General features: G+C 53.2%; 12 protein-coding genes. 10 read left to right on the top strand and 2 right to left on the bottom strand.

What is annotated here, in order from left to right; genetic code table 11:
* The first annotated feature begins 2 nt into the window (after window positions 1-2).
* From MXMO3_RS12945 to MXMO3_RS12910, 8 genes are all read left to right on the top strand, one after another.
* Window positions 3-3,860: a baseplate multidomain protein megatron gene (locus tag MXMO3_RS12945; protein ID WP_117396143.1), complete on the top strand. Its 3,858-nt coding sequence runs from the start codon at window positions 3-5 to the stop codon at window positions 3,858-3,860.
* Window positions 3,853-5,199, top strand: coding sequence for a DUF2793 domain-containing protein (locus MXMO3_RS12940; RefSeq protein ID WP_162889266.1), 1,347 nt, complete (start codon window positions 3,853-3,855; stop codon window positions 5,197-5,199). The genes MXMO3_RS12945 and MXMO3_RS12940 overlap by 8 nt, the downstream gene beginning before the upstream one ends.
* Before the next feature lie 10 nt (window positions 5,200-5,209).
* The gene (locus tag MXMO3_RS12935; protein ID WP_162889265.1) at window positions 5,210-5,953 is read left to right on the top strand and encodes a glycoside hydrolase family 108 protein; all 744 of its coding nucleotides are present in this window, start codon (window positions 5,210-5,212) and stop codon (window positions 5,951-5,953) included.
* 42 nt (window positions 5,954-5,995) lie between these two features.
* Entirely contained in the window at window positions 5,996-6,316 is a 321-nt protein-coding gene (locus tag MXMO3_RS12930; protein WP_027833516.1) for a PepSY domain-containing protein, read from the top strand.
* Between the two features lie 15 nt (window positions 6,317-6,331).
* Window positions 6,332-6,991: a response regulator transcription factor gene (locus MXMO3_RS12925; RefSeq protein WP_027833515.1), complete on the top strand. Its 660-nt coding sequence runs from the start codon at window positions 6,332-6,334 to the stop codon at window positions 6,989-6,991.
* A complete protein-coding gene (locus MXMO3_RS12920; protein WP_117396140.1) occupies window positions 6,988-8,331 on the top strand; it encodes a sensor histidine kinase in 1,344 nt (447 codons plus the stop codon). Before MXMO3_RS12925 ends, MXMO3_RS12920 begins: the two co-directional genes overlap by 4 nt.
* A 41-nt stretch (window positions 8,332-8,372) precedes the next feature.
* Window positions 8,373-8,861 (top strand): hypothetical protein, encoded by a 489-nt coding sequence (locus MXMO3_RS12915; RefSeq protein ID WP_051213102.1) that lies wholly within the window; start codon window positions 8,373-8,375, stop codon window positions 8,859-8,861.
* Between the two features lie 73 nt (window positions 8,862-8,934).
* A complete protein-coding gene (locus MXMO3_RS12910) occupies window positions 8,935-10,230 on the top strand; it encodes a hypothetical protein (RefSeq protein WP_117396139.1) in 1,296 nt (431 codons plus the stop codon).
* Here the strand turns inward: MXMO3_RS12910 and MXMO3_RS12905 are convergent.
* Both MXMO3_RS12905 and MXMO3_RS18940 read right to left on the bottom strand, forming a co-directional pair.
* On the bottom strand, window positions 10,227-12,053 hold the full coding sequence (locus tag MXMO3_RS12905) for an FAD-dependent oxidoreductase (protein WP_162889264.1): 1,827 nt from the start codon (window positions 12,051-12,053) through the stop codon (window positions 10,227-10,229). The genes MXMO3_RS12910 and MXMO3_RS12905 overlap by 4 nt on opposite strands.
* Window positions 12,046-13,131, bottom strand: a complete 1,086-nt coding sequence (locus MXMO3_RS18940; protein ID WP_162889263.1) for a hypothetical protein — start codon at window positions 13,129-13,131, stop codon at window positions 12,046-12,048. The genes MXMO3_RS12905 and MXMO3_RS18940 overlap by 8 nt, the downstream gene beginning before the upstream one ends.
* Window positions 13,132-13,272: 141 nt before the next feature.
* On the opposite strand from MXMO3_RS18940, the gene ccmI reads away from it, so the two are divergent.
* The gene (gene ccmI, locus MXMO3_RS12900) at window positions 13,273-14,427 is read left to right on the top strand and encodes a c-type cytochrome biogenesis protein CcmI (protein ID WP_117396137.1); all 1,155 of its coding nucleotides are present in this window, start codon (window positions 13,273-13,275) and stop codon (window positions 14,425-14,427) included.
* Window positions 14,424-14,873: a cytochrome c maturation protein CcmE gene (ccmE, locus tag MXMO3_RS12895; RefSeq protein WP_117396136.1), complete on the top strand. Its 450-nt coding sequence runs from the start codon at window positions 14,424-14,426 to the stop codon at window positions 14,871-14,873. The genes ccmI and ccmE overlap by 4 nt, the downstream gene beginning before the upstream one ends.
* Window positions 14,874-14,878 lie beyond the last annotated feature (5 nt).

Genomic DNA, 14,878 nt, shown 5'->3' with positions numbered 1-14,878 from the left:
TTTTGGCAACTCTTCTACTTTCAGTTGGCGGGCAAGCGCTTGGCGCTGCCATTGGCGGCCCTGTAGGCGCAACCATTGGGCGCGCATTGGGCGCGCTGGCCGGCAGTGCCATTGACAATCAATTGTTCGGTGAGGATCAACCCGACCATCAAGGTGGGGTGCGCTTGCTCGGTTCCCGCGAAGGGGCGCCGATTTCGCGCCTTTATGGTTGGTCACGCCTTTCCGGCAACATCATATGGGCCACTGAGCTTGAACGGCGCACAACAGCTTCCAGTGGCGCTAAATCCATGTCGACACAAGAGGATGACAGCAAAATCATCGCCAACTTGGCAGTTGGTTTTTGTGAAGGCGAGGTGGCGCATCTCGGCCGCATCTGGGCTGATGGTCAATTGTTGGATACGCGCAATCTGACCTACCGTTTTCATAAAGGCAGCGCTGATCAATCCCATGATAGCCTGATCGCGGCGCTGCAAGGCACTGAAAATTGCCCGGCCTATCGAGGTCTTTGTTATATCGTTTTTGAAAACCTTGATCTTAGCCAATTTGGCAATCGCATACCGCAAATCTCGGCAGAGCTTTGCCGCCCTGTTGGTGATTTAGAACAAAATCTCAAAGCAGTTTGTGTGATCCCAGGATCAACCGAATTTGGCTATGACCCCGCGCCGCGTGTGCGGCTGATGGGATATGGCGAAACCCAAACTGAAAATGCGCACCACATTGTTGGGCGTTCAAATTGGGACGTGTCTATTGATGAACTGACGTCACTTTGCCCAAATCTAAAACATGTTGCGCTGGTGGTCAGTTGGTTTGGCGATGATTTGAGGTGCTCTACATGTGAAGTTGCGCCGCGTGTGATAGATCATGAACGTCAAATCAAAGATGTGGAATGGCGCGTGGCCGGGCTGACGCGTTCCGCCGCGCAGATCGCGAGCGACAATGGCGATGGCCCGGCATATGGTGGCACGCCATCCGATCAGTCCATCATCGACGCGATCAAGGACCTGAATGCCCGCGGCATCAACGTCACGCTTTACCCGCTTATGATGATGGATGTCCCGGCAAACAATGCCCTGCCGAACCCTTATGACAGCGCCCAAAATCAGCCGCCCTATCCGTGGCGTGGACGTGTGACCATAGACCCAGCGATCGGCCAACCGGGCAGTGTCGACAAAACAGCGGCGGCAAGCAGCCAAGTCGCTCAATTTATGGGGGCCTGTCAGCCCTCGGATTTTGGCGTGAATGGTGAGCAAATGCTCTATAGCGGGCCCAACGAATGGCGCTACCGCCGCTATATTCTGCACTATGCCAATCTGGCGCGGGCGGCGGGTGGCGTCGATGCGATGATTATCGGCTCTGAAATGCCGGGGTTAAGCTTTGCCCGAGAAAGTCAAAGCAGTTTTCCCTTTGTGTCGGCGCTACAAGATTTGGTGGTGGACGTGCGGCAGATCGTAGGCGCAAGCTGCAAGCTTACCTATGCCGCCGATTGGAGCGAATATCACGGCTATCAACCGAGCGATGAGCCGGGTGGAAAATATTTTCATCTTGATCCACTGTGGGCACACCCGCAGATCGATGCGGTGGGCATCGACAATTATATGCCACTTGGTGATTGGCGACCTTCGGTCGAACATGCGGATAAGAATATCGCGGCGCATGAAAAAGATTTGGACTATCTTGCGGGCAATATTTATGCGGGTGAAGGCTATGATTGGTACTACGCTTCAGCCGAAGCGCGGTCGCAACAAGACCGCACACCGATTGCCGATGGCGCCGCCGGCGAAGCCTGGGTATGGCGATTTAAGGACCTTAGATCATGGTGGGAAAATACGCACCATGATCGCCCCAATGGCGTGAAGGATGCAACTGCAAGTGCCTGGGTGCCGCAGAGCAAGCCACTATGGCTGACAGAGTTGGGCTGCGGTGCAGTTGATTTGGCAGCCAATCAACCCAACGCATTTTCCGATCCGAAAAGTGTTGAGCATAAATCTCCATATTTTTCCGATGGGTCGCCAGATTCGGCCATGCAACGCCAGTTCGTGCGGGCGCATTTTGAGTTTTGGCGCGAAAATGGTGCCCACTATGCCGCCACGAACAATCCGATTTCCACCATTTATGGCGGGTCAATGTTAGATCCCGATCGGGTCTATTTGTGGGCATGGGATGCGCGCCCCTTTCCAGCATTTCCGCTGCTCCGGGACGAATGGTCTGACGGCGCCGCCTATTTTACCGGTCATTGGCTGAATGGCCGCTTGGGCGGGGCGACAATTGACGAAATGGCAGTTGCCATCGCCAAGGAAGCGGGCATCGACCTGGCGACCACAGCCAGCTCTGGCTTGTTTATTGAAGGGCAGGTGACCGCCGGGGCTGCGACCGTACGGGCAGAATTGGCGGGCCTGTTGGCAAGCGAGGATTTGTTCATCGACGATGTTGGCGGGCAGCTCACACTTACGAAATCTCGATGGCATATTCCGCACCAGATTTCCTATGACCAACTGGCGGTGCTCGAGAATGAAATCGTCAATATCAAATATCCTGACGCTGAGGATCAGGTGCGGCGCCTCGATCTCAAATATGCGGAACGCCTGGCGGACTATGCAGGGGCGACCGCATTCTACGACAGCGCGCAAGAAAGCGGCGACAGGGCGAGCCTGAATTGGCCAACAACACTCGATCCGACTACAGCAGGGCACATCGCAGCCGCCCAATGGCGCAACGGACAAGACGCGAAAGTGAGCTATCGGTTTGATCTGCCGCCTTCATTGGCCGCCTATCAAATTGGTGATGTGTTGGCGGTGGAGCAGACGACCCTAGCGGCAACCATAAACGCTATGCAGACCGGCCACACTCAACGTGTGTCCCTAACCGTACCAGCGGACATTGATGGTCATGGCGGTACGAGTGAGACAACGCGCACCGGGCGAGCGCTTGAACCGGCACAAAGTGCGCCCATGATTGTGCTGGCGCAAGTGCCAAATGCCGACGCGTCTGAGCTCACGACCAAGATGCTTGCCGCTGCCTATGCCAAACCATGGCCGGGCACCATTCGATTGACCGATAGTGGAGGGCAAGGCCTTGCGGAAATAGACAGCCCCAATGCCATGGGGATTCTGCAAGAGGACGTGCCGATCGCGCACCAGCTCGCGATGTGGGCGCATGATCAATCTTTGTTGGTGCGGATGCTCGAGGGGCATTTGTCTTCTGCAAGCGCGTCCGCCGTTCTGCAGGGGCTAAACCGCCTGTGGGTTGAATGCGCTGACGGCACATGGGAACAAATAGGCTTTGCTAACGCGACGCTGGTCGCGCCCAAAACCTATCGATTGACGCAATTGCTGCGCGGCCTTGGCAAGACCCAATTTGCGGCACGCAAGGCCAGTGTTGCAGGCGGCCGCGTTCTTGTGGTTGGGGACACAAAAGCCCTCGATATGAATAGTGAACTGGTTGGTGCAAACCTTGAGCTCTATGCCTATGCTGGAGCGGCCAGCCCGGAGGCAATCTCGCCCAGCTTAACGCCGCAACCGGACGCGTTGTTGCCGCTCGCTCCCGTACATGTGAGCGCAAAGCGAGACCCGCTTACCCAAGACATCAACATTCAGTGGGTGCGATGCACGCGGATTGGCGGCGACATGTGGCAAGGCGCTGACGTGCCGTTAGACACAGACAATCTGCAATTCAATCTGCGCATTGGCCTTGGCGACACGGTGGCACGCGTGACGCAAGTTTCACAATCGAATTTCACCTACACCTCTGCGGCCCAAATCGGCGATTTTGGCGCCCTCGCAGATGGCATTTGGATTGAGATTGACCAACACAGCGCCATTTGGGGCGCTGGCCATGGGAAAAGGATCGAGTTTAGTGACTAATACTGCAAAATTGGGGTTGCCGCTGATTCAGCCGGACCAGGCCTTGAAACATGTGACCCATAACGAAGCGCTGCATGCGCTCGATTTACTGTGTCAAATTCAACTGGAGCAGTTAGACGCGACCACGCCGCCTGACCCTGCCACTGTCGGCAAAGCCTATGCGTTGGCCGATGTGCCAAACGGCGAGTGGGGCGACCACGGTGGTGAAGTGGCGTTCTACACTGACGCCGGGTGGCGTTACGCCGTGCCGCAAAACGGCTGGTTGGCGTGGAATATGGACGACCAATCGCTCTATCTCTTTGAAGCAGGGGGCTGGACATCATTTTTGGCCCGCTTTGACGAGCTGAACAACTTGAACCTTCTGGGGCTTGGTGCCACCGCAGACAGTTATAATAAACTCCTGGCCAAAACGCCTTCCAGCCTGTTTTCGGCAGAATATCCAGCCGATGGCGGCTCAGGCGACACGCGGGTCACCTTGAATAAGGCCACTTTGGGAAATGCAGCGATATTGGCCCTGCAATCCAACTGGTCGAACCGCATGGAAATGGGCCTGTTGAATGATGATGATCTCACACTGCGGCTCTCACCCGATGGCAGTGCTTGGGCTACATTGTTTAAAGGTAACGCGCAAACCGGGCAGCTTGAATTGCCCAATGGTGTCGTCGGTGAAGTGCAAGGGGTGACGCAAAAAGCCTCGATTTTACCCGACAGTGGCCGCTTCGCCGCCGAAAAAACAGGCACAGTGACGGCATTTGTTGCGCCGAGCTATCTGAAAAATGAGAATGGCTCGAGTTTTAGCAGCCATGCAAAGTTTCATTATGACAGCAGCACCTATGGCGGTGCAGGGACGGCGCTGGATAGTGAGGTACAGGCTTTGGCGGATTTGCTGCGCGAAAGCTGGGCTGCCCGCTACCACCCGGAATTTTGGGTCGCCAAATGCACTGCGGCATCAAGCGGCTATTATGAAAATACACAAAGCGGCGTCTCCAAATATCGACAGCTTGCCTATGGCGGATTGTTTGGCACACGGCAGTCGGCATCCATCTATGTAAAAGCGAAAACAGGCACCTGGCTGCTTTCTGCGAGCGAATGCGACGTGCAGGTCGATGGGGTGGCCGTGTCCGGTTATCAACTGCTCACCGCAAGCGACGGGTGGGTGCATGTTGGTGCCCAATATGCCGCGGCATCGCGCGCGGCCAAGCATCAGTTTGTCGATTTGCTGCCCTTCTACGCCAACAGTGGCGATGAGCTGCTGTTCGCTTTGCCTTCGGTGTTCAATGATCGGATCAAGATTGACCCGCTTGAGGGCTTGGTTCCGAGTATTTTTTCCGTTTCATAAAGGTCGGCCCATGAACAGTTTTCAATCGGCCCTCGCGCATGTCTTGGCGCAGGAAGGTGGCTATGTGGATCACCCAAACGATCCCGGAGGTGCAACCAAATATGGGATCACGCGAGCAACTTTAGCCAGACACCGCAATATCCAACCCGCCAACAAATTACCGAAGTCGGAAGTGCGCCACATGCGTAAAAGCGAGGCCACAAAGATCTACCATCACTATTATTGGCGCCCAATTCACGGGGCAAACCTACCGTCTGGTTTAGCCTTCTGTTTGTTTGACTTCGCCGTAAATTCAGGGCCCGCGCGTGCGATCAAGACCCTTCAAGCCTTGGTGCGCGTGCCGCAGGATGGGCGCATGGGCCCGGTAACCCACGCCGCGATTAAGGCAGCGTTGAACCTTCGGTCAGAGGGGCACCTGATCGAGCAGCTTTCCAGTCAGCGTCTACAATTTTTGCGGCGGCTGCGTCACTACTCGACGTTTGGGCGGGGATGGCGACGCCGTGTGGCAAGCACGCGGCAACAAGCGCTCAAGATCGCACAATCCAATTCATCAAAAACTAAGAGGAATAAAATGGTCTATCTGCAAGGATATAAAACCTATATCACCGCCGCATTGATGTTGCTTGTCGGCGTGGCGCAACTGGCAGGCGCAGAGGTGCCAAATTTTGATCAGGCCAATGTTGGTCAATTGATCATGGAGGCGTTTGCGATCATCTTTTTGCGCAAAGGGCTCAAAGAAAGCGTCTTCAACTGACGTTCATTTTGTATTCAGCTTCATGCTGCTAACAATGATGCCATGACACAAAAAAGACTCTTCAACCGAATTGCGACTGCCATTTTGATGGCAGTTGCGCTGATTTCGATCCCCACGGCGCAGGCGCAAAACGCTGGCTGCACGGTGGACCGCATGGTGATCAACCGCGCGGTGCAAAATGGTGAAATTCAGTCATTTGTACAAATCAAAAAACAGATTAAGCTGAAGCGGGGTGACAGGGTTCTGCGCGCAGAATTGTGTGTGCGGCCAGCAGGTCCTGTTTATGCACTAATGATTGTGAATGACAATGGTGTAGAGCGCCGCCTAAACGTAGATGCGGTCAGTGGCAGGGTCATTCAATAATTTGGGGTCAGTATTATGCGCATATTGGTGGTCGAGGATGACCCAGATCTAAACCAACAGCTCTGTGCCGCGTTCGAGGAAGCCGGCTATGTCGTCGATAAAGCATTCGATGGGGAAGAGGGCCATTTTCTTGGCGACACTGAACCCTATGATGCTGTGGTGCTCGATATTGGTTTGCCGGTCAAGGATGGGATCTCAATTCTAGAGGAATGGCGCCGGGAAGGGCGAGATATGCCCGTATTGTTGCTCACAGCGCGTGATCGTTGGAGTGACAAAGTGCAGGGCATCGATGCCGGGGCTGACGACTATGTGGCCAAACCATTCCACATGGAAGAAGTGTTGGCGCGCTTGCGTGCATTGGTGCGCCGCGCAGCCGGACATGCCTCAAACGCCATCGAAATTGGACCTTTGCGTCTAGATATTGGTGCCAACAAGGTCACACTTGATGGTGCCTCGATAAAGCTGACATCGCATGAATATCGGCTTTTGTCCTATTTGATGCATCACAATGGCAAGGTGATTTCGCGCACCGAACTTACCGAACACCTTTATGATCAAGACTTTGATCGGGATTCGAATACGATTGAAGTATTTGTCGGACGGTTGCGCAAAAAGCTGCCCGATGGCTTGATCGAAACTGTACGTGGCCTTGGTTACAAACTGTCGGCTGAATGACAAAAAGCGTTTCGATCTTTACACGTATCTTTGTGGCGACCGCTATCTGCTTGGTGATCGGTCTGGGCGCGACGGCGTGGGCGCTCTCAATGGTCTATGCCCGTGCGCTGGAGCGCAATATTGATAATGTGATCGAAAGTCAGTCTGATCAGCTTATCGGCTCGATTTTAGACGAGGATGACCCTGAGGACTGGGCGTTTCAAGATATTGACCCTCGCTATCAGGAATTGGGCAGCGGCTGGTATTGGCAAATCACCAACATTGAAGGCCAACCGCTGGCCACCTCACAATCCACATTTGGTGTGGATGTGCCAGACCTGGAAGAGCCATTCGATGAACAAAATCGTCGACGCGCTGATGTGCGGGATGCAGACGGCATCTTGCAGCGCGTGTCTGAGCGCAAGCTTTTCACCCAAAACGGCAATTACCGTGTGCTCGTTACCGCCAACTGGGATGAGTTAAACAGCGATGTGGCGCTGTTTCGCAATCAGACGATTTTGGCGCTGAGTGCGGTAGGTATTGTGCTCGCTTTACTTGCAGCCTTTATCGCCCGTTTGTCTCTCGGGCCGATGAAAGAACTGCGCGAGGAAATCGGCCGTGTCAAAAATGCCGAGGCCGAGCAAATTGAAGGCATTTATCCGCATGAAGTTGCGCCGGTCAAAAATGAGTTGAACGCGCTGTTGTCGACCAACAAGGAGATTGTGCGTCAAGCGCAAAACCATGTTGGTAATTTGGCACACGGTCTGAAAACACCACTAGCCGTGTTGCGCAATGAAGCGCGGGCGAAACAGCAAATTGAAAGCAGCATGGTTCGCACGCAACTCTCCCGCATGGAAGATATTGTGCAGCGCTATTTGCAGCGCGCGCAGATGGCAGCTCGCTCCCAGCTTCAAACGCAACATACGCCGTTAAACCCGGCCATAGACCGACTATTGGCGGCGATGCGCAAAATCCATCACCCAATCGCATATCATTGGAGCGGCACACAAACCGAACGTCCGCTGAGTGTGCGCATGGACGCGGGCGACCTTGACGAAGTGCTTGGCAATATTTTGGACAATGCAGGCAAGTGGGCCAGTACAGAAGTAAGAATTTCTTGTCAGTTCACGGGTGAACGCGTTGAGATAACCATTGAGGACGATGGCGATGGCGTCCCCCATCAAAAGCTAAAGACTATAGCCGAACGGGGACATCGTTTGGACGAAAGCACACAAGGAAGTGGGCTTGGTCTTGATATTGTTAAAGAACTTGTTCAATTAAGTGGAGGGCAAGTCAAATTTGACTGTCCAAAAGATTCGGGATTGGCTGTTTGTTTGACGCTACCCTGCAGATTAGGGTAAAGCGCCGAATTTGGCCGCAATTGCATGACAAAGGTGAGGGCATGAAAAAGCAAGCAAGAGATTTCGCAAAATTTGCGGTGATACTGGGTGCGACTGCGTTGGTTGCAGGTTGCGCACGCCTCGATATCGGTACGAGCCGCACGACCTATGCCAGCAATAATTCCGCGACGGCCTCCGCCGCGACGACCACAACACCCACCGTCAGTTCTGCGCCCAGTGATGAATTTCGTTCAGGCCAAATCCTGGCGTTTATCAAGCCAGAAGCTGCGGCATTGTTGAGCGAAAAAGAGACCAGCGAAGCAGCCAGCGCACAATATTACGCGCTTCAGTTCGGACGTGTTGGTGCGTTCCGCACCTGGCAAGGCGACAGCGAAGCCAAAGGTGAAGTGACTGTTGGCCCCTATGTCAAAGTCAATGGCCGTGATTGCCGCGAATTCACACACACTGTCATCATCACTGGCAAACGCTACGTTTCCACCGGCACAGCCTGCCGTGTGGCAAATGGCGAATGGAAAGTGGAAACCGTCTAAGCAGCTGGCAGAAAGCGTTTATTTACTAAAGCCGCTTATAGTTAAGGCGTATTATTAGTAAAGATGCGTTTATATGCCCCTTGCCTCGTCGTATCAGTTTTCAACAGAGGGCCTTGATCCCGTTGGGTCAGGGCTAGACCCGTTGAACGCGTTTGGCGAGAATAGATCCAATGATAGGGTCGCCAAATATGGTGTGCTCGGCGCCGTCTTTGACTTGCTCGATCCAGTGATGATGCGATCATCCCCGATGATCACTGCCACCGCGATCGAAAAAAAACATCTTGAGAAGTTTTGGGTTTGGTTGGAGCGAGAAGGTGCGCCCAGTCTTGTGGAGCAGCTCAAGTCGCAAGCTATTGAAAATCCTAAGCAAATCAACAGTCTGGTCGCCGCAGCATTTGAAAATCTTGTTGAACCGCTAGAGCGCCAATATGCAGCGGCGCAAGAGAACGGCGAAACGCAACGTCGTATGACGATTCAATTGGGCGGCTATGAGGTTTATGAGTCATTTCCGCTGATACTGACGGCGATAAAGTATTTCGATCAGCTGCGGGCGGCCAAACAACTCGCGTTACATACGCAGCAATATGAGACGGAAGAAGAATATTCCGATCTTGTTGAGGCAATCGACCTTCCTAAAGGCCCGGCCCAGAAGCTTTGGTGCACGGCATTCGTCTACAATCTAGCATGGCCAGGCAAATTTATGCTGGGTGTGCTCGATCATTGTTATGGTGAGACTGAACAGACTGTGCGTAAATCTGGTTATGGTCCCTATGGCGATGCCATGGTCGTCAATCTTCAACAATTGGTCGACACCATTGAAAAAGAAGCTGGCCTCTTCTGTGATATCGATTTGATGTGCTTGGCAATTGATCGCTTCCACCGTATTGCGCGGGTGCTTCATTCCTATCTGGATTTGGGCAAATCGAGCCAGTGGAACCATTGCATTGAAGTATTAACCGCCAGGGCCGCCAAAATTCTGGAAAAGCGCCTTTCGGAAGTGGTGCCGAACGTCACGAACGTTTTGCGCACGCCGGCACAGAATGCACATGTATTGTTCACCACAGATAAGGTCTTGCAAGCCTATAACAGCGTGTATTTATTGGATGCAGCGCGAAATGCTAAAGAGTCGCTCGCCGTGAACACTGTTGTCGATAGAACGTGGGCTGAGCTGGGCAAGCTTCTGGAAGTGCTGCTAGAGCGGGCATTGGTGGATCAAAAAGCCGCGGCATTTGGTGATACCCTTGCGATTGCAAAGGTGGATATCGCCATCAAACTCTGCGCGATCAGGTTCGGGGCTGAGTACGCGCAAATCATGGCGAAAAACAAAGACAATATCGAGCGACGCAAGCTCAACCACACAAAAGACTAAACAATTGCATTGATGTGCGCAGGTGACATTTGCCCGTTTCTGCGCTCCACCGAAATATTCAGTCCTTCGGTAGCGATGTCGCCGTTGCAATAGGCCAAAATATTGTCACCATCGATTTGAGTGATCACTCCGATCACGCCGATCGTTTTTTCCTGACCAGCGACAAAAAGCATTTGCCCTGCGCGCAAGCGTTCTTCATTTTTGGGCCGGATTTCCGCCTGCTGCCCATTGGCAATCATGTCTTTAAAATGTGCCGGTATTTGGCTGCTTAATTCGGGCAGCGTCTGCACATCCTCATAGTAGCCATTGGCGAAATATTGCCGCAGTGTTTGGTCTGTTAACGGCAAAGCACGTAAGAAGTAATTGGTCGCCTCGGGGTAGTCATAAAACATGCTGTTGCGCCGACTGGCGATTTGAGGCAGGGCCTGGCGATAGGCCGCAGGGCTTTCATAAACTTGGGAATTATGAACTTGTGCCGCACCATGCGAAAGCCCACGCAGCCCAAGCTGCGATAAGGCTTCGGTTACACTTGTGAGGCAATCATATTGTGAGCTGTAGCCCGCCGCAGTGCCTACAATTGCGATATGTGCGGGCCCTGCGTCAGGCAATATACGATCTGACCTTGAATCTATTGCACAACTGCCGCCAGCTTTCACCCATAGATTATTATCAGGCTGCGGCGGATAGCCAATCATCAACGCCTGCGCCTCAATCTGAAATTGTTGGTGCTGTGCATCATAATGGGTGGGATTGAAATGGCTTTGCACCTTGTCACTTAACGGCGCTGCCGATTGCAGGCGTACCGCAAATCCCAACTTGACGCCGACCGCCTTCGCAAATTCGATATGGCGAGAGTTCGGACTATTCCGCCCATCAAATGCTTTGACCACATCTAGACCTGCCTCTTTGAGGTGCATGGCAAGGCGATATGCGCCATTTTCGAGGGTGTAGATTAGGTTTTGCTCAAACCTGACCAAGCCATAAGCCCACAGATCGTGAAACGCTTCCTTGCTGTCCAAAACGCGATGGGGCAGATGATTGTCCAGTGTAAAGCCATGATGATCGCCGCCTGTCGCGATGATGAGGTGATCGAAATTCACCCAGCTCAATTCGGTGCGTTGTCCGCTATCGTGAAACAAGCTGTGTTGGACCAATAGGCTCTTGTCCCGAATATCCAATGCCTTACTGCCCGTAAAAACGCGAATGCGGCTTTGTGTCTCCACCTGGTTCACGAGCGTGCTCAGGAGCTCATCGGGATCTGTCTCATCTGCCGCCTTGCCATAATATGCGCAGATCCCGCCCAGCATTTGGTCTTTTTCGAGCAGTAAAACGTCGTGATTAGCTTGGGCGGCTTCAATCGCTGCTTTCATGCCGCTTATCCCACCCCCAACGACAACCGTTTTTTGCGTCAGGCTGTTGGCATGTTGCAAATCGAAATGTTCGTTTTGGTTCCAATTGATGGCCAAGGGTGGGTGTTTTTTGCCGCGAAAGAACCGCAGGATGCGCGCCCAAAAGCCCAGAGGGGCCACATCGATTTCCAATGCATCGCCGTCATGCAAGACCAAATCAGCTATCAAGATCTTTGCTTGCTTGGACGAGCTGGCCTGATAGCGCGCAAAGATTGGCATGGATTTGTTAAGCGATAAGCTTTCGCCGTAGGGGCCACTAACCTCAGTTATATTGTTGGCCACCAAAGCGGAATAAAGAGTGTCACCGAAAAAGGCGCTGAACTTGCGCTGGTTTAATGTGAATTCGATCGGGCGATCAAAATCAATAAGGTGCGCAAACTTTTGCTTGCCGATTTTCTGGATGCGCTTAGCCATGAGCGCCATCCATTTCGGCGCGGAGCAGGGTGCCATCGCCGCCGCGTTGCCGATCAAGCTGCGCGTGTTGCCAGAACGGGTCTGCTGGTTGTGTGGTTCCCGATAGAAGCTGGGCGATATGCTTGGCAAGTTCGGTTGCCAAGGCAAGTTCGAAATGCTGCGCACCGAGAAAACACAGCGCTTTGCGTGCGCCCACCACGTCCAAAATCGGATACCCATCCTTGGCATTTAACATGCGCAACTGATCGATTTGGCGCACGCGCCGATCTGCAATATCGGGGTGATGTTTGAAGAGGTGCGTCGCCAGCTGGTCTACGCGCCCGGGCGCGCTGAACAACAGATCAGCATCGCTTTGCTGGAACTGCCAAAGCCCCGTGCTTACATCTTGTTGTGCGGCGAGACTTGATGGCTTGTGTTGCTGAAAACGCATGATTTGCTGCATGTGGGGCACAATTGGCGTGTCTTGGGGCGCCGCCATGAGTTCCTCATGGATCATGTCCTGATCCAAAAGCAGAACACGCTCAGCTTTGAGTCCCTGATTGTCGGCCCGACCAGAAAATCGACCATCTCGCGTGATATGAGCAGTGTTCAATGACGAGCGTTCAACCGAACCATAGTGGCCATGCTCCTCATTGGACGCGGCCATGGCGCGGCTGATCAACGCGCCGTCGAATATTTGCGCTTCAGGGAAGACCAATTGTTCGCTTTGGCTTTGCGCATGCACGCGCCGTTCGCACACAACATCTGCATGGATGGCGGCACCTTCAGCGAATTCGAGCAAAGGCAAATGCTGTTTTCTGCTTGCAAATGCGCCAATGGCCTTTGTCTGCACCAGTTTGTCGTCATTTAGCGGTGACACCAAACGTTGGGCCGCAAGAGCGCCTTCGCGCACATGCCTAAAGAAGAGCGGAGAGGTGCAATATCCCGCAGAAAGTTGAGGGGAAGGCGCGAGCCGATAGGCTTGATCACGGTCAAAAACCAGCAAAACACGTAGATCATGCGATTGTGCAAGGCAAAAGGCCAAAACCCGGGCTGTTGCCGTACTCCCAAAGATGACCAAATCGTATTTGTCTGCCATATCAACTAATTGTGTTCCACCCCACGCCCTTGAGTTGCACCACGTCCGGCGCGATGCGTCAATCCGCCTGATCATATTTGCTTAAGATTTTCCACTTTTTGAGGTAAGTAGACCATCAGGCTGCAATTACATGCATAAAGGTTGTCCAAATTGAATTCGTTCTGGTTAACTGCAATCCTGCTCGCGTCCGTTGTGGCGCTGGTTTTGTTGATATCTTCACGGTCGCGCGGCCAAAAGCATGCTGCCGACAATGATGAAGATCACTCCACACAAAACGCAGACGCCGCATTCTATAAAAGCCAATTGAAGGCCTTGGAGACAGACAAGGAATCTGGGCTTTTGGATGACGAGCAATTCCGGGTTGCACGTGCAGAGCTTGCACGCGAAGCATTGGCGTCACAAAAGCAAGCGCAAAATAAGAATGCCCAGGGGCAGTGGTCCTTGGCTTATACGCTTGTCGCGCTTGTGGCATTTATGGCCATTGGTTTGGGCACCTATTATTATTTAGGCATGCCAGCGCTGAAGAATCAGCCCCTTGCCACCCGCTTGGCAGCCATTGAAAACTTGGATGTGGACGACGCCGTTGCCAAAATTGAAACGCAATTGCAAGCGACACCGGATGATATTCGCGGCTGGCGCGTGCTGGTGCCTGTATATGTGCGTCAAGGCGCCATCGATAAAGCCATTATTGCGTTTGAAAATATTGTGCGGATTGAGGGCGAAAATGCGGAAAACATCACGGATTTGGCCGAAGCACATCTGATGAAGGCCGACGGGAGCCCCACACCCGAAGCGCTCGAGTTGCTGGAGAAAGCGACCAATCTTGATCCACGTCACGTGCGCTCCCGTTTTTATCTGGCAAATATTGCGCTAAACAATGACGAGTTTGAGCTGGCCAAGAAAAGATGGTTGGATATTTTGGAGTTGGCCGAAGGTGATGAGCCTTGGATTAGCTCGGCGCAAAATGGGCTTGCCGCCGCACGCGCAGGGCTGGGCGAGATCGGTCCATCGCAAGATGATGTTGCTGCAGCTGCTGAAATGGATGAAGCTGACCGCAATGAGATGATTGCCCAAATGGTCAAAGGCCTGGCGGAGAGGCTCTATGAAGACGGCGGGACTGTCGACGAATGGGCGCGCCTGATCCGGTCACGAGTTGTATTGGGGCAACTTGATGTGGCCGAACAAGATATCGCGCGGGCACGCGCAGCATTTGAAAACAATCAATCTAGCACGGCCGCTTTAGAACAAGCGATAGCGCAGGACGTAGAACAAATCGAAAAGGATCAAAGCGAGTGACACGTAAGCAAAAGCGTTTGGCCATCATTGGTGGATTGTCAGCAGTTGTGCTGACGGCGGTCGTTTTTATTGCCATTGCCATGCGCGGCACGGCTTCTTTCTTTGTTGTTCCGAGTGAGATCAAATCGCAAAATATCGCGGTGGATCAAGCTGTGCGCCTTGGCGGGATTGTAAAGTCTGATAGCTGGGAGCAAGATGGCACATCGCATAATTTCCTGGTGACGGACTGTCAGGTCGATATTGCTGTGCACTTTAGTGGGATCGTGCCGGATTTGTTCCGGGAAGGTCAGGAAGTGATCGTCGAAGGGGCGATGACAAATGAGGGGCTGTTTGAAGCCACCAACGTGTTGGCCAAGCACGATGAAAACTACGTGCCTAAGGAAATGGTTGATAAATTTGAAGAGCAGGGGCTATGCCCCGGCCACACAGATCAGGCATCGGGATAAATATT

This window comes from Maritalea myrionectae (genome assembly GCF_003433515.1).
Taxonomy (GTDB): domain Bacteria; phylum Pseudomonadota; class Alphaproteobacteria; order Rhizobiales; family Devosiaceae; genus Maritalea; species Maritalea myrionectae.
The sequence above is the reverse complement of the archived record's forward strand: the minus strand, read 5'-3'. Positions and strand labels throughout refer to the sequence as shown.

Excerpts from the sequence above, each read along its gene's own strand:
- MXMO3_RS12935 (WP_162889265.1), top strand. The coding sequence starts at position 5,210 with ATGAACAGTTTTCAATCGGCCCTCGCGCATGTCTTGGCGCAGGAAGGT.
- MXMO3_RS12930 (WP_027833516.1), top strand. The coding sequence starts at position 5,996 with ATGACACAAAAAAGACTCTTCAACCGAATTGCGACTGCCATTTTGATG.
- MXMO3_RS12925 (WP_027833515.1), top strand. The coding sequence starts at position 6,332 with ATGCGCATATTGGTGGTCGAGGATGACCCAGATCTAAACCAACAGCTC.
- MXMO3_RS12920 (WP_117396140.1), top strand. The coding sequence starts at position 6,988 with ATGACAAAAAGCGTTTCGATCTTTACACGTATCTTTGTGGCGACCGCT.
- MXMO3_RS12915 (WP_051213102.1), top strand. The coding sequence starts at position 8,373 with ATGAAAAAGCAAGCAAGAGATTTCGCAAAATTTGCGGTGATACTGGGT.
- MXMO3_RS12910 (WP_117396139.1), top strand. The coding sequence starts at position 8,935 with ATGCCCCTTGCCTCGTCGTATCAGTTTTCAACAGAGGGCCTTGATCCC.
- MXMO3_RS12905 (WP_162889264.1), bottom strand. The coding sequence starts at position 12,053 with ATGGCTAAGCGCATCCAGAAAATCGGCAAGCAAAAGTTTGCGCACCTT.
- MXMO3_RS18940 (WP_162889263.1), bottom strand. The coding sequence starts at position 13,131 with ATGGCAGACAAATACGATTTGGTCATCTTTGGGAGTACGGCAACAGCC.